14 protein-coding genes are annotated in these 19249 nt (G+C 49.6%); 9 read left to right on the top strand and 5 right to left on the bottom strand.

Annotation, left to right across the window (positions count from 1 at the left end; all coding sequences use genetic code 11):
• Positions 1–191 precede the first annotated feature (191 nt).
• Positions 192–2390 carry a radical SAM protein gene (locus tag AB9P05_RS19200; RefSeq protein WP_371910455.1) on the bottom strand — a complete coding sequence of 733 codons (2199 nt, stop codon included), beginning with the start codon at positions 2388–2390 and terminating at the stop codon, positions 192–194.
• A 739-nt stretch (positions 2391–3129) separates the two neighbouring features.
• On the opposite strand from AB9P05_RS19200, the gene AB9P05_RS19195 reads away from it, so the two are divergent.
• The 4 genes from AB9P05_RS19195 (at position 3130) to AB9P05_RS19180 (ending at position 9003) form a co-directional block, all read left to right on the top strand.
• Complete coding sequence (locus AB9P05_RS19195) at positions 3130–4305, top strand: metallophosphoesterase (protein WP_371910454.1); 1176 nt, start codon at positions 3130–3132, stop codon at positions 4303–4305.
• 121 nt (positions 4306–4426) lie between these two features.
• Positions 4427–5002 (top strand): hypothetical protein, encoded by a 576-nt coding sequence (locus AB9P05_RS19190; protein WP_371910453.1) that lies wholly within the window; start codon positions 4427–4429, stop codon positions 5000–5002.
• Between the two features lie 33 nt (positions 5003–5035).
• Positions 5036–6430 (top strand): 3' terminal RNA ribose 2'-O-methyltransferase Hen1, encoded by a 1395-nt coding sequence (locus tag AB9P05_RS19185; RefSeq protein WP_371910452.1) that lies wholly within the window; start codon positions 5036–5038, stop codon positions 6428–6430.
• Positions 6427–9003 carry a polynucleotide kinase-phosphatase gene (locus AB9P05_RS19180; RefSeq protein ID WP_371910451.1) on the top strand — a complete coding sequence of 859 codons (2577 nt, stop codon included), beginning with the start codon at positions 6427–6429 and terminating at the stop codon, positions 9001–9003. The genes AB9P05_RS19185 and AB9P05_RS19180 overlap by 4 nt, the downstream gene beginning before the upstream one ends.
• 83 nt (positions 9004–9086) lie before the next feature.
• On the opposite strand, the gene AB9P05_RS19175 is transcribed toward AB9P05_RS19180, so the two are convergent.
• The gene (locus AB9P05_RS19175; RefSeq protein ID WP_371910450.1) at positions 9087–10103 is read right to left on the bottom strand and encodes a zinc-binding alcohol dehydrogenase family protein; all 1017 of its coding nucleotides are present in this window, start codon (positions 10101–10103) and stop codon (positions 9087–9089) included.
• Between the two features lie 459 nt (positions 10104–10562).
• Between AB9P05_RS19175 and AB9P05_RS19170 the strand changes: the two genes are divergently transcribed.
• The 3 genes from AB9P05_RS19170 (at position 10563) to AB9P05_RS19160 (ending at position 11817) form a co-directional block, all read left to right on the top strand.
• On the top strand, positions 10563–10790 hold the full coding sequence (locus AB9P05_RS19170) for an aldo/keto reductase (protein ID WP_371911371.1): 228 nt from the start codon (positions 10563–10565) through the stop codon (positions 10788–10790).
• A 19-nt stretch (positions 10791–10809) separates the two neighbouring features.
• Complete coding sequence (locus AB9P05_RS19165; RefSeq protein ID WP_371910449.1) at positions 10810–11004, top strand: hypothetical protein; 195 nt, start codon at positions 10810–10812, stop codon at positions 11002–11004.
• Between the two features lie 660 nt (positions 11005–11664).
• Positions 11665–11817 carry a hypothetical protein gene (locus tag AB9P05_RS19160; protein WP_371910448.1) on the top strand — a complete coding sequence of 51 codons (153 nt, stop codon included), beginning with the start codon at positions 11665–11667 and terminating at the stop codon, positions 11815–11817.
• A 248-nt stretch (positions 11818–12065) separates the two neighbouring features.
• Here AB9P05_RS19160 and AB9P05_RS19155 read toward each other — a convergent pair whose 3' ends face one another.
• From AB9P05_RS19155 to AB9P05_RS19145, 3 genes are all read right to left on the bottom strand, one after another.
• Positions 12066–13211 carry a tetratricopeptide repeat protein gene (locus AB9P05_RS19155; protein ID WP_371910447.1) on the bottom strand — a complete coding sequence of 382 codons (1146 nt, stop codon included), beginning with the start codon at positions 13209–13211 and terminating at the stop codon, positions 12066–12068.
• Positions 13212–13270: 59 nt separating this feature from the next.
• On the bottom strand, positions 13271–15838 hold the full coding sequence (gyrA, locus tag AB9P05_RS19150; RefSeq protein WP_371910446.1) for a DNA gyrase subunit A: 2568 nt from the start codon (positions 15836–15838) through the stop codon (positions 13271–13273).
• A 101-nt stretch (positions 15839–15939) separates the two neighbouring features.
• Complete coding sequence (locus tag AB9P05_RS19145) at positions 15940–17004, bottom strand: hypothetical protein (RefSeq protein WP_371910445.1); 1065 nt, start codon at positions 17002–17004, stop codon at positions 15940–15942.
• A 289-nt stretch (positions 17005–17293) separates the two neighbouring features.
• On the opposite strand from AB9P05_RS19145, the gene AB9P05_RS19140 reads away from it, so the two are divergent.
• Together AB9P05_RS19140 and AB9P05_RS19135 are read left to right on the top strand one after the other, a co-directional pair.
• Positions 17294–17983, top strand: a complete 690-nt coding sequence (locus AB9P05_RS19140; protein WP_371910444.1) for an ABC transporter ATP-binding protein — start codon at positions 17294–17296, stop codon at positions 17981–17983.
• 17 nt (positions 17984–18000) lie between these two features.
• The gene (locus AB9P05_RS19135; protein ID WP_371910443.1) at positions 18001–19245 is read left to right on the top strand and encodes an ABC transporter permease; all 1245 of its coding nucleotides are present in this window, start codon (positions 18001–18003) and stop codon (positions 19243–19245) included.
• The last annotated feature ends 4 nt before the right edge of the window (positions 19246–19249 follow it).

Genomic DNA, 19249 nt, shown 5'->3' with positions numbered 1-19249 from the left:
CCCGCCCGTATGCGGGTCCAACCCCGGCTCATAAAGTGCTATTGCCTTTTTGAATTAATAATATGCTATTTTCAAGCCATTTACACCCTTAACTTGACGGCTATGCTTTGATAGGGGGCGACGCACTTGTGTATCCTTTAAAATTGAGATTGTTGGTGTCGGGGGATGTCCAAAAGCCCGCCTGAATCACCCTACAACACCAGCAGCCCGCTTTCACGGAGTTCCTGCGCTTGCTGGCTGTACCAGAACCTTTCCCAGGAGCCTATGGAGCGTTGCTGAAAATCTTCCTGAAGCTTCTGGTAGGTCCAAACGCTAGTACCCTCCGGTGCCAGCAGGGGCAGGATTTCCTGCAACCACGTCGCCCAGTCCTGCCGGATGCTGAAGTGCAGCTCGTGGTTTTTATTAGCGACCTGGAACTCAACTACGGCCCCATCCTTTCCCTTTTTCCTTTTTCTCCCATGTGTCAACTGCGGCTGGTTGCCCAGCCAGATAATTTTGGAGGTAGCCTTAAGCGGGTTAGCCTCTTCCTGCGCCAGTTGCTTTTGGATGAGCGTCTGAGGTACCGTGGTCCGCGGCACCTTAAAGTCAAACCACTGCTGTAGCGGATAGTCGAAGCAGAGGCCGTGCATGTAGTTAAAGAGCGATTTTTTCAGGCCCTCGCTAAACTGCTCATGGTCGGCCCCGCTGGGGTCCTGGTGGTAAATGTCATTGTTAGCAAAGGTGCCCACCGTTTCGGTTACTTTCCGGGCACCAAAAAGGGCGGGGTTCAGGCCTACAGGGCTGTGCGCAGTCATGGCAAACTGGTGCCAGAATCCTGACTGCACGATCCCGTGCTGGAAGAGCTGACGCACCACCTCCAGCGAGTCGATTGTTTCCTGGGCGGTTTGAGTAGGGAAGCCATACATCAGGTAGGCATGCACCATGATGCCCGCCTCGGTCAGATTTTCTGCCACCTTGGCTACCTGGGCAATGGTTACCCCCTTCTGGATCAGCGCCAGCAGGCGATCACTGGCCACCTCCAGCCCCCCGGAAATAGCAATGCAGCCCGATTCCTTCAGCAGACGGCACAGGTCAGCCGTAAAGCTCTTTTCAAAGCGGATATTCGTCCACCACACCACAGTAAGCTCCCTGCGCAGAATCTCAAGGGCCAGTTCGCGTAACAAAGCAGGCGGGGCCGCCTCATCGACAAAATGAAAGCCATTCTGGCCCGTCTGGGCGATCATCTCCTCAATACGATCGCAGAGCAACTTTGCCGTCAGAGGTTCATAACGCTTAATGTAGTCGAGCGAAACATCGCAGAACGTGCACTTACCCCAGTAGCAGCCGTGCGCCAGCGTAAGCTTGTTCCAGCGTCCGTCGCTCCAGAGCCGGTGCATGGGGTTTACTATCTCAATGACAGACAGGTAGCTGTGCAGCGGTAGATCGGAATAGTCCGGCGTGCCCGTTTCGCGCTGCGGGTAATCTTTTTGGGTACTGCCATTATAGTACACTACCTTGCCTTCCGTACAGGCAAAGGTACGCTTTAACTGGGCCAGTGGGCGCTCACCCTCCAGGTACTCCAGCAGATTTTCTATAGGAGCTTCGCCATCGTCCAGGCAAATGTAATCCACGTAGTCAAATACCCGGGCATCCGTGAGAGAGCGTAGCTCAGTATTGGCAAAGCCCCCGCCCATCACAATTTTAATACCGGGGTGGTGCTCCTTAAGCCATTGCCCGCATGTAAAGGCGCTGTATAAATTGCCCGGAAAGGGAACCGAGAGGGCCACTAGGGTAGGCTGTTCACGCGCCACATGCTGCTGTAGCAGGCGCAGGGTAATTTCATCAATATAAGTACCGGGCTTCCGGAGTTCTGCCTGCAGACCATCGAAAGTGCTGGCCGAGCGCCCCAGCCGCTCCGCGTAGCGGCTAAAGCCAAAGTGAGGGTCTACAGCTTCTACTATAAGGTCCGAGAGATCCTCCAGGTAGAGCGTAGCCAGGTGGCGGGCCTTATCGCGGACCCCCATGGTGCCAAAGGCCCACTCCAGGTCATCAAGCTGAGTAAAGCGGTTGGCTTCAGGCAGGTAATTCCCTTCGCAAATCAGGTGACCCAGCGTAGGATTATCATCCTGCAGGTAGCCTATAACAGGCCCGATAGTTTTCAGGTAATCCTTTTTAAGCGCCAGGATACGCCTGCTGTTTTCAGAAAGGCCTGCTGATTGACTTTCAATGGTAGCAAATAGCTTTTTAAGGCCTTCCACAGAAAACAAATCCAGAATTACCTCAATGCCCAGGTCTAGCTGGTAGCTGGCTATGCCTTTCGTGTTAAGAAAACCCTTAAGGTAAGCCGTCGCCGGGTAAGGCGTATTAAGCTGAGTAAAAGGCGGTGTTATCAGGAGAAGTTTCTGTCGCAAAGTCATACGGGCTTATAAAGGACAAAAATAAGCCGAAAGTTCAGGGAATGCTAATGAATCTGGCGCCCACCGTTTACCTGAGGTATTGGTGAGCCTGGTAACCATGCCCGGCCGCTTCACTCAAATTTCACCCCTCACGATACAGGTCATCCGCCACAAACACGGGAGGGGGCACCTAAGAACCTGGTCAACAACCAGGCCTAGCGTGACGAACGGCATGAGTGCTGTAAATAAAGCCCGCTGAGGGGCCCCCTTAGCCATCAACCTAAGTACCGGATTTCCTATCTGCCTGGGCTTGCATATAAGCGGGCGTCACACAAGACGCCCAGGCACAGAAGAATGCCTATGGAACGATGGCATAAACGCCAGGGTGGGTGGGTGGGACTCACACACGAGCCACAACCTTTGTAGAAATACCAGCCCAACCCCATACCAGTGCCGTCAGGTACGTAACCTGGTAGTAGTATGCTAATAGTAAGTGTAGTGCTAATGCCTGGTTATTGATTGGTTTATTACCTGACGCCTATGGCCCTTCGGGCCCAGCCTGTAAAGCTCTATGGCATTTTGCATCCCTGAGTGCCGGGCCCCTCCTCTGTTATCGAAGGAGGGAAGGTGTAACCTGCTGGCTATGACAAGTACGGTATGTTGTTTATCCCCCTCTCCCCGCAGGTGGTCACATTATTTTTTAAAGGCAAAAGTACGAGGCTACGTTGCGCCAAAATGACCAACAAAACACATCATGAAGAAAAGAGTATTACGCTATCTCAAGCACTTGGGCCTTACCGTTCTGCTGTTGCTGTTTATATTAATCACCCTCGGCCTCTCTATCGATGCCAGTATACACTATTGGGATAATGAAACCGGCTACCATGTAAACCACGACGGCCCCTATATTTTCTATAAAAATGACTCTACGTTAAGTGTAAACTACCTGGCGGGCAATCGTGAGCAGGGATTCTATACGGAATCCAATGAGGTAGCCGCAGACGCCGATTACCAAGCCACCTGCTTTTTTCCACTGGATTCTACCCGTTTCAGCTTCCGGCTGCAAAGTACCTTTAACCACCCTCCCGTGAGCTACGATGACGGCGAGGCGATCTTTGCCGTATCGGACATTGAGAGCGGGTACAAGGCCTTTCGAGACATCCTTATATCGGCGGGAGTGATAGACCGGGAGTTGCAATGGGCCTTTGGCAGGGGCCACCTCGTGCTGCTGGGCGATTTTGTAGACCGCGGCTACAGTACCACCCAAGTGCTGTGGTTCATATATAAGCTGGAGCAGGACGCCCGTGCGGCAGGAGGGAAGGTCCACTTTATCATAGGCAACCATGAGCTGAAGAATATGCACGGCGACTACTATGCGGCAGAGACAAAGTACTTTAATGCAGCTACATTACTGGGCAGGCAGCAGCACGACCTGTACAGCCCGCAATCCCTCATTGGCCGGTGGATGTCTTCCAAAAACACCGTGGAGCGCATCAACGGCATCCTATTTACCCACGGCGGCCTGCACCCTGACCTCGTAAACTATAAATACCTGGACCTGCAAAAGATAAATGACCTCATCCGCAAAAACTACTACCAGCGCTACTACCCACAACCGGGTGCAGGAGCAGAACAGTTTCTCACCTCTAACGAAACAGGGCCCTGCTGGTACCGCGGGTACTTTAAGGATGACCTGGAGCAGGAACAAATAGATGCCGTACTGCAGAAGTTTGGCGGTTCGGCCATAGTCGTCGGTCACACCCTGCAGGGGCAGGTAACCACTTACTACAATGAAAAGGTGATGGCCATAGATGTAAAGCACCCAAAAGATTACCAGTATTACTGGCCAGCAGGACACTCAGAGGGCTTAATGATAGAAAAGGAAACGTATTATCGCCTGCTGCCGGGAGAGGGAAAAGAGGTACTGTGAAGATAAGGCGACGGCAGTCGTAAAGTTTTTTTTCGTAAAAATTTTTCATTACACCCACTACGCAAAAAGACTGCGCAGTACCTCTCCACCTTTGTATCGTTAAGAAAAGGATGACAGAATAATGGAATTACTAATAGAAAGAATGTACCAGGTGGCCCTTGGGATCATCTCCCTCAAGACCTTTGAATGCTGGCTATACCGGCAAGCCTTGGCGGTACATATGGATGATGAGTTTATTCTGGAGGTATTTTCATTTAACTACAATCAGAAAAGAGCCTGCCGGACATTTCTTCATCACTTCAGGTCCCTATTTACCACCCCTCATTATAATGAATGGAAGATAGGTATTTACCTGAATCAATTGGCTGGCAGGAAAGAGCCGTCAGAGGAAATACTCCACGAGATCAATTACACCTTGAGTGAAGAGTATCCCTTCCTCACTAATCACGGCTACTTCTATTATGCCTTTGCAGAGGATAACATGATGCCTTCTCACTCTCAGGAAGCCCTGCAGGAAGATATCCGGTCGGAAGCAGCTGACTTACTGGCCCAGTTGCAGGAAGCCCTTATCCCAAACCCGGGCATGCACATGAGAGACTTTGAGCCCGGGCCGGTACAAAAAGAAGAACACCCTGAACCTGCAGCTCCGGTAAAAGTGCCGGCACCAACCCACCCATGGTGGAAGATCTGTAAATAAGCAATTGAAAAAAACTTTACCTGAAACAAGAACATGCTACTAAAAATAACTACAGACAGACCGGGAGCCAGGGACCTGAGCTACCTGCTGCACAAGCATCCTGACCGTATGCAGTCAGTAAAACTTACCGCAGGGCAGGCCCACATCTTTTACCCTGTGGCCGACGAGTCCGCCTGCTCGGTATGCCTGCTCCTGGACATTAACCCGATAGAATACATCAGAAGCCAGAAGCGGGAAAATACCGACTTTGCCCTTGCCCAATATGTCAATGACCGTCCCTATGTGGCCTCCTCATACATGAGTGTCGCCATTGCCCGTGCCTTTTCCACAGCTATGAATGGCACCTGCAGCCAGCGGCCGGATTTGGTGGATGAAGTAATGCCCTTTGAGGTCACTATTGCAGTTATGCCCGCGCCAAAAGGCGGTGAGGGGCTTATCCGCAGGCTATTTGAGCCTCTTGGCTATACCGTATCCGTCTTGCGCCACCCCCTGGATAAAGAAGTACAGGAGTGGGGCGAAAGCCGCTACTATACGGTAGCACTACGGGGCCGCCAGAGACTGCACGAGCTGCTCTCACACCTTTACATTCTCATACCTGCCCTGGATAGCCATAAGCACTACTGGGTCAGTGAGCGGGAGGTAGAGAAGCTATTGCAAAAAGGGCATAGTTGGCTGCCAGACCATCCGGAAAAAGAACAGATCACACGGCGGTACCTGAAAGGCCTTGGCGGACTGACCCGCAGTGCAATGAATCGTTTGACAGAGCCGGAGGAAGATACTCCGGATGAGTATGAGAACAGCCTTATCAAAGAAAAAAGGGAAAGACTCCACGATCAGCGCTTGCGAATAGCCCTGGAAGCCATAAAGGATTCCGGTGCCCGTACAGTAGCCGACCTGGGCTGCGGAGATGGCAAGCTATTGCGTCTGCTGATTAAGGAAAAGCAGTTTACCCGCATATTAGGCATGGATGTCTCCCCCCGCGAATTGCAAAAGGCCGCTGAACGCCTGCATATGGATGAGATGGCTCCGCGATTGAAAGAGCGCATCAGCCTCATTCAGGGCGCCCTTACCTACCGTGACAAAAGGCTTGCCGGATACGATGCCGTCGCCCTGATAGAAGTTATAGAACACATGGATACAGACAGATTACCAGCCTTCGAACGCGTGGTTTTTGCTAATGCAAAACCCCGGACAGTCGTGCTCACTACACCAAACGGTGATTACAACGAAGTATTCGAGCAGTTGAGTGCCGGGGAGTTACGCCACAGCGACCACCGCTTTGAGTGGAGCAGGGAGGAATTCAGCATCTGGGTAGACCATGTCTGCGACACCTACGGCTACCAGGCCCGCATCATGCCGGTAGGAGAGGAGGCAGAAAATGTAGGAGCCCCCTCACAAATGGCCATTTTTAACCTGACAGAACAATGAAAACCGAGATTTCTATACCTGAGCTTTCCCTGGTGGTACTCGTGGGGATATCCGGCTCCGGAAAATCCACCTTTGCCCGCCGGCACTTCGGACCGTATGAAGTGATCTCATCCGACCAGTGCCGTGCCATGGTGTCTAATGATGAAAATAACCAACAAGCCACCGGTGATGCATTTGAACTACTGAACCACCTGGCCACTATACGCCTCCGGCGCGGCCTGCTTACCGTAGTGGATGCGACCAATACACAGTCTGAAAGCCGCAGACCTTTTCTCTCACTTGCCCGTGAGCATCACTGCCTGCCTGTGGCTATCGTACTCGATATCCCTGAAAAGGTATGTCGAGTACGCAACTCCAGCCGAGAGGATCGTGACCTGAGCCGCCATGTGATCACGCAGCAGCGCTCACAGCTCAGACGATCCATCAAGACGCTGAAAAGAGAAGGCTTCAGGCACATTCATGTTCTGAAATCTGTGGAGGAAGTGGAAACCCTCACCACCATCCACCGGGAGAAGCTCTATAATGACAAAAAAGAGCTTAGTGGACCCTTCGATATCATCGGCGATGTGCATGGCTGCTATACCGAACTTACAGAGCTATTAGTAAAGTTGGGCTACGAAATACGCGAAGCCTTCACCGATGAAAGCAATTTTGGTTATAGCGTAAGCCACCCGGAAGGGCGGCAGGTGATTTTCCTCGGTGACCTGGTAGATCGCGGGCCTGATTCTCCCGGTGTGCTCAGGCTGGTGATGAGCATGGTGAATGACGGTAGCGCACTTTGTGTGCCAGGCAACCATGATATGAAGCTGCAAAGGTACCTCAACGGTAAAAACGTACAGATCCGTCACGGACTGGAACAGACGGTGGAGCAGCTTGCTCCTGAGTCCGATGCATTCAAAAGCCAGGTGCGTGACTTCATCTATGGGCTCGTCAGCCACTACGTACTGGATGGGGGTCGCCTGGTAGTTGCCCATGCCGGGCTAAAAGAAGAGATGCAGGGTCGAGGGAGCGCTGCAGTACGATCTTTCTGTATGTATGGTGAAACCACAGGCGAGACCGACGAGTTCGGATTGCCCGTTCGGCACGACTGGGCCTCGGAATACCGCGGGCAGGCCATGGTAGTGTACGGCCATACGCCTGTACCCGAAGCCCAGTGGCTCAACCGGACCATCGACATAGATACCGGCTGTGTGTTTGGCGGTAAGCTTACTGCCTTACGCTACCCGGAGCAGGAGTTAGTAGCAGTACCTGCACAGCGTGTGTACCAGGAGCCTGCCAGGCCCCTTCAACCGGAGGGGGCGGGCCTCTCGCATCAGCATGAAGCGGATGACCTGCTGGACATCGGGGACGTTACCGGAAAACGCATCATTAGTACGCGCCTACGGAACAATATCACCCTGCGGGAAGAGAACAGCATGGCGGCCCTGGAAGTCATGAGCCGTTTTGCCATTAACCCTAAGTGGCTGATCTATCTGCCACCCACCATGTCGCCCTCAGAAACGAGCCACGCGGAGGAGTACCTCGAACACCCGGCGGAAGCACTGCAGTACTACCGCAGCCAGGGCATAGGCCAGGTAGTCTGTGAGGAAAAGCACATGGGGTCACGGGCGGTGCTCATTATTTGCAAAAATGAGGCAACAGTAGCCGAACGCTTTGGACTCGAAAACGGTGGCAGCGGCATATGCTATACGCGTACCGGGCGTAACTTCTTTAACGATAACCAACTGGAAGAAGCCTTCATAACGCGTATCCGTAAAGCACTTACCGCTTCAGGCTTCTGGGAGCAGATGGACACGGACTGGGTGTGCCTGGATGCCGAGCTTATGCCATGGTCAGCCAAAGCGCAGGCCCTCATCAAAGACCAGTATGCTGCGGTGGGAGCTTCTGCCAGTCAGGGACTCAGCCACGCCATTACGGAACTGGAGGACGCGCAAATCCGTGGACTGGTTGGAGTAGAGGAGTTACTGAGCAGCTACCGAACCCGGCAGGCGATGATCACAGACTACAAACAGGCCTACAGGCATTACTGCTGGCCGGTCAATAGCCTGGATGATTACCGGCTCGCCCCGTTCCATGTACTCGCAACCGAGGGCAAGGTCCATACGGACAAACCCCACCAGTGGCACATGGAGGCCATCCGTAACCTAAGTGAGGCAGACCCGGGCCTGATCATTGCCACTCCGTATAAGGTGGTAAACCTCGCCGATGAGTCAGCCTGCGAAGCGCTGATTCAGTGGTGGACGGAGCTCACCGGAAAAGGAGGGGAGGGCATCGTAGTGAAGCCTGCTGACTTTATTGCCCGTGGTAAAAAGGGCCTCGTGCAGCCTGCCATCAAGTGTCGCGGGCGGGAGTATCTGCGTATCATTTACGGACCGGAGTATACCCTGCAGGATAACATGAAGGCTCTCAAAAACCGGAGCCTCGGCAGGAAGCGTTCGCTTGCTCTCCGCGAATTTGCATTAGGGATCGAATCCCTCGAGCGATTCGTAGCCCGTGAACCGCTACGCAAGGTACATGAGTGTACCTTCGGCGTTCTTGCCCTGGAAAGTGAGGAAGTGGACGCCCGGTTGTGATAGTTTCTTCGGATGACAAATGAAAGGCCTGCGCTTTCCAGGGAAAGTGCAGGCCTTAATACTTTAGACGTCAAATTACTCTATTAAAATAAGATCACCAGCTTACCTATCATGGTTCCCGATTCCAGCTTTTCATGAGCCTGCTTGAAGTTCTCGACAGTGAAGCCCTCAAGCGTAGTAGTAAGCGTGTTTTGCAGCGTACCATCTTCCAGCAGTTGAGAGAGGTGGTTTAGGATTTCGTGCTGGCGTTCCATGTCATCCGTTTGGTGCATAGAACGTGTGAACATCAGCTCCCAGGAAAAAGTGACACTCTTATTTTTCAGCACATTCAGGTTCAGTGGTTCATCACTGGCGGTAATGGACAGCACATGTCCCTGCGGCTTTATCACTTCCGCTATGGTGTCCCAGTAGCCCTTCAGGTCCACAAAATCCAGGATGTAATCCACTTGAGGGTGATCTGTTTTTTTCAGTTCTTCCGTAAGGTCTTCATGGTGGTTAATCACGTAGTCAGCGCCCATTTTTTTACACCAGTCCACTGTTTCTTCGCGTGAAGCCGTAGCTATCACCGTAAGATTTGCCAGCTTTTTGGCTAGTTGTATCGCTATAGAGCCAACACCACCGGCACCCGAGAGTATCAGCACCGTTTTTCCCTCGTCTTTTTTCGGGTCCACCTTTATGCGGTCAAAAAGTGACTCATAAGCAGTAAGCCCCGTCAGGGGCATGGCCGCGACCTCAGCATCATTCAGCTTTTGAGGGGCAGATCCCGTGATTCGCTCATCTACTAACTGGTATTCAGCATTACTGCCACCACGCGTAATGTCACCGGCGTAGAACACCCGGTCACCCACCTTAAAGAGGGATACTTTATCACCCACGGCTTCCACGGTGCCTACCGCATCCCAGCCAATGACCTTCGGGCTGTCCAGTTCCTTATCCTTTGCCGCCGATTGCCGGACCTTGTAGTCTACAGGGTTTACTGAGTTTGCCGCTACTTTTATCAGCAGGTCGTGACCCTCCGGACTAGGCTTATCTGTTTCGAACGAAATAAAACTATCCGGGTGGTCTATCGGTAATGATTTTTTGAATCCTATCGCTTTCATCTGAATGAATTTTTTTAATGATCAGGTAGTACAACTCCTTCAGAACAAATTTGTCTTATCTTCTTTGGGATTAATTCACTATAGCTTTTTATCAGATAATTATCTAATATATATAAACCAATAACACATAATCAAAACACTACACAACCAACTAAACCGGTGAAAACTCTGTCAAAAGGTCTTAAAAAAGCGGAAAATAGTAGAAATTAAGGCCATTATGAGCCATTTGTTTGATTATCATAATAACACCTTCCTTACGCAAGCCGTTATATGATAAACCTGAACGTCAGGTTACAATTCAAGAAATAACACTTAGTCATTTTTTATAATATGATACTTAAAGAAAATTATACATTATCGAATGGGGTAAATATCCCAAAATTAGGATTAGGAACATCGTTAGTTGATAATGATGAGGTAGAAAAAGCCGTAAAGCCTCCGGGGTAAAAAGAGAAGGATATTTTTGTCACTACCAAACTCGCTACCGAGGCTAAATCCTATCAGGATGCAAAGGAGGCCATAGACGACTCCCTGCAAAAACTGGATGTGGATTACATTGACATGATGATTATCCATAGCCCCAAACCCTGGAAGCATTTTCAGGAAGATGATCGTTACTTCGAAGGCAATCGTGAAGCATGGAAAGCGCTCGAAGAAGCATACAATGCCGGTAAACTTTATCCTTGAGTCAGCATCCGTAAAGCCCATGGTAAATCAAACCTTGGTTCATGCCGGAAACAGACCAGCCGAACTCATCAGTTTCTGTGAGGAAAATGACCTCTTGGTAGAGGCATATTCACCAATAGGGCACGGCGCTTTGTTAAAAATCGATGACATGAAAGCTATCGCCGACAAATATGATGTATCAGTACCGCAGCTCGGTATTAGGTACGATCTCTAACTCGGCTTACTGCCGCTACCAAAGACGACCAACCCAGACCACATGAAGTCTAATGCAGCGGTTGATTTCACCATTTCAGACGAAGACATGCAAACACTAAATAGTCTGGAAATAAAAGATTATGGTGATGCTGGTAAATTTCCGGTGTTCGCCAAAGACTAGAGATATCTGTACCGGTTCCAGATGGAATATCAAAGAGGAAGTTCGTTGCCAAAGGCAGCTAACTTTTTTTACCTGTAAATAGACAACCGAGCCAGAGCCCAGCGTCAATACGGCTATCTTCAAGGAATAAAGTAGACAATAGTTACATAATTTATATTATGTTAAGTAAAATTTATTGAAATGCCTCCCCGCTTTTTGATCCTTGCTAAACCCTATGAAAATACTGAATCCGGTGAATCTCATCCTCCCCTCCCAGACTTACTATTCTAACAACTATGAGGCGCGCTATTTCAAAACAGAACGTACTAAGGGGCGGTCATTTTATTCTATGCAAAAATAGAGACTCTTATTTGAGGCTTAAACAAACTCTTGGGCTCACAGACTATTCATAAAATTCTCAGGCCTCTCATTTGCAGCACTTTACATTATCTCCATGTACAGTCTTATGAACCTTCCTATCGTACCCACTCCAGTCAACCACCCGCATAGGTGGCCATTATGAGCGCGCCGTCTCAGCTGGACTACGTACTGCAAAATAACTGGAACGAAAAAGAGCGTGTACATCTGCAAGAAATGCGTGATGCTCTCCCCACTTCTTTCCTTCGTGACAAAAGTCCTGAGAGACCTCAGCTCTACCCCTTTTATACCTGAGCTATCCAACACCACTACCAAAGTGGAAACTATGGCTCATGAAAGGGCTGAATTGTATCCAAACCAGCAAAGGTTGCGGGTGGGTTTGGTCAGGAGGCTTGCACTCAGACCTGCCTGGGATCACAAAGACAGCCTCCCTCCTATAACTAAATAGTTAGTTATTCATGTATGGGGTTACCTGGCAGAGCATAAAAAAACCGGCAGGGATTGCCCTGCCGGTCTTATATTTCAGAATATGTCAGAAGAAATTACTCGCCGTCGTACATTGCTTCGGCTTTCTCCTTCATTTCCATGGCTTTATCATTCATACCCAGGCGAGTATATACTGCCTGCAGCGTTTCGATGATAATTACTTCTTCAGGCTTAAGCTCATGAGCTTTTTCAAGGTAAGGAAGTGATTTTTCCATGTATCCCTTAGCTTCCTGTTCCATCTTAGGGCCTTTTTTCTGGTACTCTTTCAGGTCCAGATTGTTAGCCTCTTTAAGCAAGTCAGCTGCTTTGTTATAGTAAGCTACTGCTACGTTAAAGTTAGCCTCATAGTAATCAGGACGGATCTCGATTGCATTCTTGTATGCAGCCATAGCTTCATCCTCTTTACCCATCTCATCGTTGAGGTAGCCGAGGTTGTAGTACATTGTTGCATTGTCAGGATTGTTCTTGATCGCTTCCTGCAGTTTGGCACGGGCTTCATCAGCACGCTCCTGCTCAATCAGGATGTTTATCTCCTGTGTCATGAAGTCCTGATTTTCAGGATACAGTTCACGGGCACGTCCTAATACTTCAAGGGCTTTCTCAGGATCTTCGTTTACGTCAAGCTCGAAGAGAATTACACTTGAATATACATCCTGTCCTGTGTAATCAAGATCATCGATCAGGGTATAGTAATGCTTCAGCGCATTCTCATAATTCTCAAGCTGCTGGGCAGCCACACCGGCATAAAGTACCGCAGTGGTATCCATAGGGTCAGCCATAGAAGCAACTTCGAATTCATTATAGGCAGTTTCCAGATCACCACTCTGATAAGCCGTAGCGCCGGCGTTCAGGTGGTTAGTGTATAACTGGTTAAGCTGAAGTGCAGCCAGGCCGTTGTACTTGTCCTTTTCATCAGTCATCTCCACTACTTTCTGGTAAGCTTTGATAGACTTTTCCAGGGCATCTTCTTCCAGGTCGGGAGCATTCTCAGCTACACCGGCATAGATCTGACCTTTTACAAAATATGTTTTTGAGTCACTGCCAGTCTCCTCATGCTGCTCTGCTTCGCTGATAAGCTGCATAGCTTCAGAATACTCTTCTTTCCTAAGCGCCTTCTCAGCATCTCTAAGCGTCTTTTTCTGGGCCATACTACCTGAAAAAGCCACTACAGTAACGATAAGTGCTAAAATTATTCGTTTCATGGATAAAAAATTCTTGTTCAGTTGTGTTTCTGGACTATTTTGGTTGCAAAATCAGTTAACTACTCTTGAGAGGTTTCGGTTTCATTTCCATCCCCTTCTCCATTACCTTCCTCCGGGTTTTCACCGGCGGCAGTTGCTTCCGGATCCAGCGCTTCCGCAATATCTTCGCCCTCTTCATCTTCTATCTTCTCCACACTTACTACGGAAGAAATAGCGTCTGTGTCATTCAGGCGAATCAGCTTCACTCCCTGAGTATTACGTCCCATTACGCGCAGGTTGTCCATAGAGATGCGGATGGTGATACCACTACGATTTATAATCATTAGGTCATCTGTATCCACTACTTCCTGGATGGCCACGAGAGCACCGGTCTTTTCGGTAAGGCGCATAGCCTTTACTCCTTTACCACCCCGCTTCGTAATACGGTAATCCTCTACAAGTGAGCGCTTTCCGTAACCTCTTTCACTTACTACCAATAAGGTAGCCTCTTCCCTAGCAACACAAACCATGCCAACTACATGATCTTCTTGGTCAGCCAGGAATACACCACGTACACCGGCAGCTGTACGGCCCATAGGGCGCACCTGGGTTTCATGGAAGTGAATACAACGGCCGGAACTTGTCGCAATAATTATATGATTGTCGCCATTGGTAAGGCTTACATTCAGCAGACGATCACCCGGATTAATTGTAATAGCGTTAATACCATTGGTTCGGGGGCGGCTATAAGCTTCGAGGCTGGTTTTTTTAATGGTACCTCTTTCAGTACACATTACCAGGTAGTTATTATTAATATAGTCCTCGTCGCTCAGGTTCTGAACATTGATTACGGCACGTACTTTATCGCCGCTCTCAATATTGATCAGGTTCTGAATTGCCCGGCCTTTACTTGCCTTACTCCCTTCGGGTATCTCATATACCTTCAGCCAGAATACCTTACCGGCCTCGGTAAAGATAAGCAGGTAGTTATGGGTGCTGGCCACAAAAAGATGCTCGGTAAAGTCTTCGTCCTTGGTGGATACACCACGGGAGCCTACCCCTCCCCTGCCCTGGGTACGGTATTCACTGAGCTGCGTACGCTTGATATAGCCCTCATGAGAAATGGTAATAAGCATTTCCTCATTTGGAATCATGTCCTCGATGGTGAGATCATCTGCACTGTGTACCACTTCGGTACGGCGCTCATCACCGTAGCGCTCTGACAGGGCGTCGAGCTCTTCTTTGATAATGTCCATCCGCATCTCCTCATTGGCAAGGATAGAACGCAGATATTCGATAGTTTTCTGTATTTCGTCGTACTCTTGCTGGATTTTCTCGCGCTCAAGTCCGGTAAGACGCTGGAGGCGCATGTCCAGTATCGCACGTGCCTGTATTTCGCTGAGTTTGAAACGGCTGATCAGTTCATTACGTGCCGTCTCAGGGTCGCGGCTTTCACGGATAAGCTTAATAACCTCGTCCAGATTATCCAGGGCAATAAGGTAGCCTTCCAGGATGTGGGCCCGCTTTTCGGCCTCATCCAGTTCATACTGAGTACGTCGAATAACCACTTCGTGACGGTGCTCCACGTAGTGGTGGATCATGTCTTTCAGGTTCAGCGTAACAGGACGGCCTTTTACCAGTGCCACATTGTTCACGCCAAACGAGGTCTGTAGTTGCGTATACTTGTAGAGGTTATTCAGGACGATGTTGGGCATCGCATCACGCTTGAGTTCGTACACGATACGCATACCCTTACGGTCAGACTCATCACGAATCTCACTGATTCCCTCTATTTTCTTCTCATTCACCAACATGGCAGTTTTCTCTACCAGGTTGGCCTTGTTGACCATATAAGGGATCTCAGTGACCACGATCATCTCCCTGCCCGTTTTGGTCTCTTCGAAGGTAGCCTTTGCCCGCATCACCACACGGCCACGACCGGTCTCAAAGGCATTTTTCACACCCTGATATCCATATATGATTCCCCCGGTAGGGAAATCAGGTGCGGTAATTTGCTGCATGAGTTCCTCTATCGATACATCGCGGTTATCGATATAGGTCTTGATGCCGGCCACTACCTCGGTAAGGTTATGGGGTGCCATATTTGTGGCCATACCTACGGCAATACCAGAGGTACCGTTCAGAAGCAGGTTAGGTAATTTGGCAGGTAATACGGACGGCTCCTTAAGGGAGTCATCGAAGTTTGACTGAAAATCGACAGTGTTCTTATTCAGGTCGCCCAGCATTTCATCTGAAATACGCTGCAGGCGGGCCTCAGTATAACGCATGGCAGCCGGTGAGTCACCGTCGATGGAGCCAAAGTTACCCTGCCCGTCCACAAGTGGATAGCGGAGTGACCAGGGCTGCGCCATCCGCACCATGGTATCGTAAACTGAACTGTCGCCGTGGGGGTGGTACTTACCGAGTACTTCACCCACGATCCTTGCTGATTTTTTGTAAGGCTTGTTATATGTAACGCCCAGGTCCATCATTCCATAGAGGACCCTCCTGTGCACCGGTTTCAACCCGTCGCGCACATCGGGGAGGGCACGAGATACGATAACCGACATCGAATAATCGATGTAGGCTCCCCGCATTTCGTCCTCGATATTGATAGGAATGATGTTTTCGTTCGATCCTTCTGCCATAAATAATGTTAAAGTTTCCTAACAGAAATGGTGCGCAAGTTACATAAAATTTGGTAACCTACCCAATCAATTTTCCTTCAGAAAATGCAATTAGAAGAGGCTTAATAAGGGTTTCTTTTCCGCTTATTCTTGCCTTTATACTTAAATAGTACAGGATGGTTTTCGCCTACCCGCGGGTTTTGCTTTTTGGTGATAGGCTGGCCCCTCACCCACATGGCTTTACCAGTGCGAGGGTGGTTCACTACATGCTCCATTTGCATATGGTCTGCCTTAATTGGGGAGCGGGGCATAATGGGGTAATTAAGGCTGATGCCGAATTCCAGAAATACGGTGGGGGCACGGTGGCGGATGTCGGTACCACTGGGGATAAGAGCAGTATAGCCCCCGAAATCGTAGCTGGGTCTAAGAAATACACGGAAGTACTTGCTGAGGTTTTTATCTATAGTAACTCCCAGGTTGAAAGTAAGGCCCTGATCAAGTTGCGTTTTACTGAAATCGCCACCACGGTTGATCTTACCCACACGGAAGTCCCCTGTGAAGGTATAGTCCCAGTATTCGTAAATCGTATAGCCTCCCATGATCCACCAACGTGTCTGCAGGCCGCTGAGATCGGCCTGGTAGTCAGGAGTGAGGCCGTTCTTTTCCTGCAGGTAGCGAATACTATGATACTGAAGACCAAACCCGGCACCGATGCGGAATTTTTTAGCAATGACTCCGTATAGCATCAGATTAAGAGGTACTGACTTACCTTCTCCGGCAAAACTGTAGGTTTCCGTATCGCTGGTAGTAAATACCTGATCTTCTGAGGAGACTATGAGGTTTTCTGAGGAAGGGTTATTGAGCCAGTTGCGTACACCGATCACCTGAGACCCCTGCCCCATGGAAGCAGGTGCATCCGGCACCAGTATCAGCTCACCGTTCCGTTCGATGAGGGCATCGGTAGGTGGAATGTCATGATTGTAAAAGGTATGCCCATAGCCAGAATTAACGCTCAGGGTGATCTTGTTCAGTATCACCCGGAACTTATTCAGGGGAGGGTTTTCCGTCCCATACTCCAGGCTATAAGGGTCGAAGGCCTGGGCAAACGCACCGGGCACACTCAACACACCACATACAACCAGAAGCCAAAGCCCTTTCACCACCACATGTAAAAAATCACTGACCACTATCCTGCAAAGATGGCTAAAAATTTAACTATATTAATATGAGTGCACTTGAAAATATCGTTATCTGAATGCACATGTAGTATTTGGAGGCTGATTACTAGATAAGGCCCGGTACCACTTCCTTCCAAAAACTCAATCCGGTAACTGTACATATTTGAACACCCCGGGGTGCGAATACGAACAGATTTGTAACGATAGTAACCGCAGTATATTGCCTGAGATGATCTGAGGGGCTATTTGAGCTTGTGGCACGATGTTCGAAAAACAATTGCCAAAACACACGGTCTGCATGATTAGCCTTAAAAACATTCGAAAAAGCTACCCGATGGGTCACCAGCGACTTGAGGTGCTCAAGGGTATCGATGTACAAATAGACAAGGGAGAAATGGTCTCGATCATGGGTTCTTCCGGCTCTGGCAAAAGTACGCTGCTGAATATCCTGGGCATACTGGATGGCTATGACTCAGGGGATTATTATCTGGCCGGCACTCCCATCCGAAACCTTTCCGAGGCAAAGGCAGCAGACTATCGTAATCGCTTTTTGGGATTTGTTTTTCAATCATTCAATCTCCTTTCATTTAAAACCGCTGCTGAAAATGTGGCCCTGCCACTTTACTATCAGAAGGTGGGCCGGCGCAAGCGCCACCAAGAGGCGATGAAATACCTGGAAATGGTGGGGTTGGAGGACAGGGCTGACCACTTGCCTTCGGAGTTATCCGGCGGGCAAAAACAACGGGTAGCCATCGCCCGTGCGCTGATACATGACCCGAAAGTGATCCTTGCGGATGAACCTACCGGAGCCCTTGACTCCAAAACCTCTCATGAGGTGATGGAGCTCTTTGCCCGGGTGCATCAAATGGGAAAGACAATAGTCATCGTTACTCACGAAGATGATATCGCAGAAAAAACGGAACGGGTGATCATGCTCCGGGATGGAATGATCATAGGCAGGGAACAAAATGCCGAGGTAATTTCCTAAGCAAAATTATAGCTAACATGCTGAATTTAGACAACTTACAGGAAATTTGGTTCACTATTCGCAAGAACAAACTGCGCACGGCGCTTACAGCTTTCGGGGTATTCTGGGGCATCTTCATGCTCATCTTCCTCCTGGGCTCAGGCACGGGCCTTCAAAAAGGTGTGGAAAAGGATTTTGCCGATGAGGCGATTAACAGCATTTACATGTGGACCGGCACCACGAGTAAGCCATGGAAAGGTATGTCACCCGGCCGTCGCATTATTTTTGACCGGGACGATGCGGAACTGATCAAAGAGAACGTGCCCGGTGTGGGCCTGGTAGCTCCGCGAAGTACACTGGGCGGAGATTTTACCCTGCAGTACGGCGCCAATTTCGGGAGCTTTACGGTAATGGCTACTACGGATGATTATAACCGTATTTATCAGCAGCAGCACTACTTAGGCAGGCCCCTGAATGAGCTTGACCTTATGGAAAAACGCAAAGTGGTAGCCATAGGTAAGCGTGTGGCGGATATTTTATTTCCTGAGACAGAAGACCCTACAGGAGAGTACATCCGGATTAAGGATAGTTTTTTCAGGGTGATCGGGGTCTTTACAGATAATAGCAATAATGGCCGGAATCAGGAGCGGGTGTACATCCCCATCACCACCTTTCAGCAGGTATTTGATAACCGCAACCGCATCACCATGTTCGCCATTACCACAGACGGAACGGTCTCTGCCAAGGAAATGGAGCAGGGTATCATTGAGACGCTTTCTAAAAAATATCGCTTCGACCCTGCTGACCGCCAGGCTTTAGGCATTAATAATACGGAGGAAAACTACAAGCAGTTTACCAATGTGTTCTTCGCTATTCGGACGCTGGTGTGGGTGGTGGGCATCGGTACGCTAATGGCGGGTATTATTGGGGTCAGTAATATCATGATCATCATCGTAAAAGAGCGTACCCGGGAAATAGGTATCCGTAAAGCTATTGGTGCAAGACCGTTCAGCATAGTAAGCATGATTGTTCAGGAAAGTGTCCTGATTACAGCGGTGGCGGGCTATTTTGGCCTTGTGGCGGGCGTAGGTATTCTGGAGCTGATGTCATTTGGCCTGGAACAAATGGGCGGCGAACTTCCCTTCTTCCGGGCGCCTTCTATTGACTTTAATGTGGCCATGATCGCCACGATCATACTTGTAGTAGCCGGAGCGGTCTCGGGACTTTTACCAGCGATGAAGGCCGCAAAAATTAAACCTATCGAAGCCCTGCGCTCTGAATAAACTA

Source organism: Roseivirga sp. BDSF3-8, assembly GCF_041449215.1.
Taxonomy (GTDB): domain Bacteria; phylum Bacteroidota; class Bacteroidia; order Cytophagales; family Cyclobacteriaceae; genus JBGNFV01.
The sequence above is the reverse complement of the archived record's forward strand: the minus strand, read 5'-3'. Positions and strand labels throughout refer to the sequence as shown.

What these genes read in the sequence shown, in the direction of transcription:
- gyrA (WP_371910446.1), bottom strand. Translation starts at nt 15,838, where the DNA reads ATGGCAGAAGGATCGAACGAAAACATCATTCCTATCAATATCGAGGAC.
- AB9P05_RS19185 (WP_371910452.1), top strand. Translation starts at nt 5,036, where the DNA reads ATGCTACTAAAAATAACTACAGACAGACCGGGAGCCAGGGACCTGAGC.
- AB9P05_RS19160 (WP_371910448.1), top strand. Translation starts at nt 11,665, where the DNA reads ATGAGCGCGCCGTCTCAGCTGGACTACGTACTGCAAAATAACTGGAAC.
- AB9P05_RS19180 (WP_371910451.1), top strand. Translation starts at nt 6,427, where the DNA reads ATGAAAACCGAGATTTCTATACCTGAGCTTTCCCTGGTGGTACTCGTG.
- AB9P05_RS19190 (WP_371910453.1), top strand. Translation starts at nt 4,427, where the DNA reads ATGGAATTACTAATAGAAAGAATGTACCAGGTGGCCCTTGGGATCATC.
- AB9P05_RS19175 (WP_371910450.1), bottom strand. Translation starts at nt 10,103, where the DNA reads ATGAAAGCGATAGGATTCAAAAAATCATTACCGATAGACCACCCGGAT.
- AB9P05_RS19155 (WP_371910447.1), bottom strand. Translation starts at nt 13,211, where the DNA reads ATGAAACGAATAATTTTAGCACTTATCGTTACTGTAGTGGCTTTTTCA.
- AB9P05_RS19195 (WP_371910454.1), top strand. Translation starts at nt 3,130, where the DNA reads ATGAAGAAAAGAGTATTACGCTATCTCAAGCACTTGGGCCTTACCGTT.
- AB9P05_RS19135 (WP_371910443.1), top strand. Translation starts at nt 18,001, where the DNA reads ATGCTGAATTTAGACAACTTACAGGAAATTTGGTTCACTATTCGCAAG.
- AB9P05_RS19140 (WP_371910444.1), top strand. Translation starts at nt 17,294, where the DNA reads ATGATTAGCCTTAAAAACATTCGAAAAAGCTACCCGATGGGTCACCAG.
- AB9P05_RS19165 (WP_371910449.1), top strand. Translation starts at nt 10,810, where the DNA reads ATGGTAAATCAAACCTTGGTTCATGCCGGAAACAGACCAGCCGAACTC.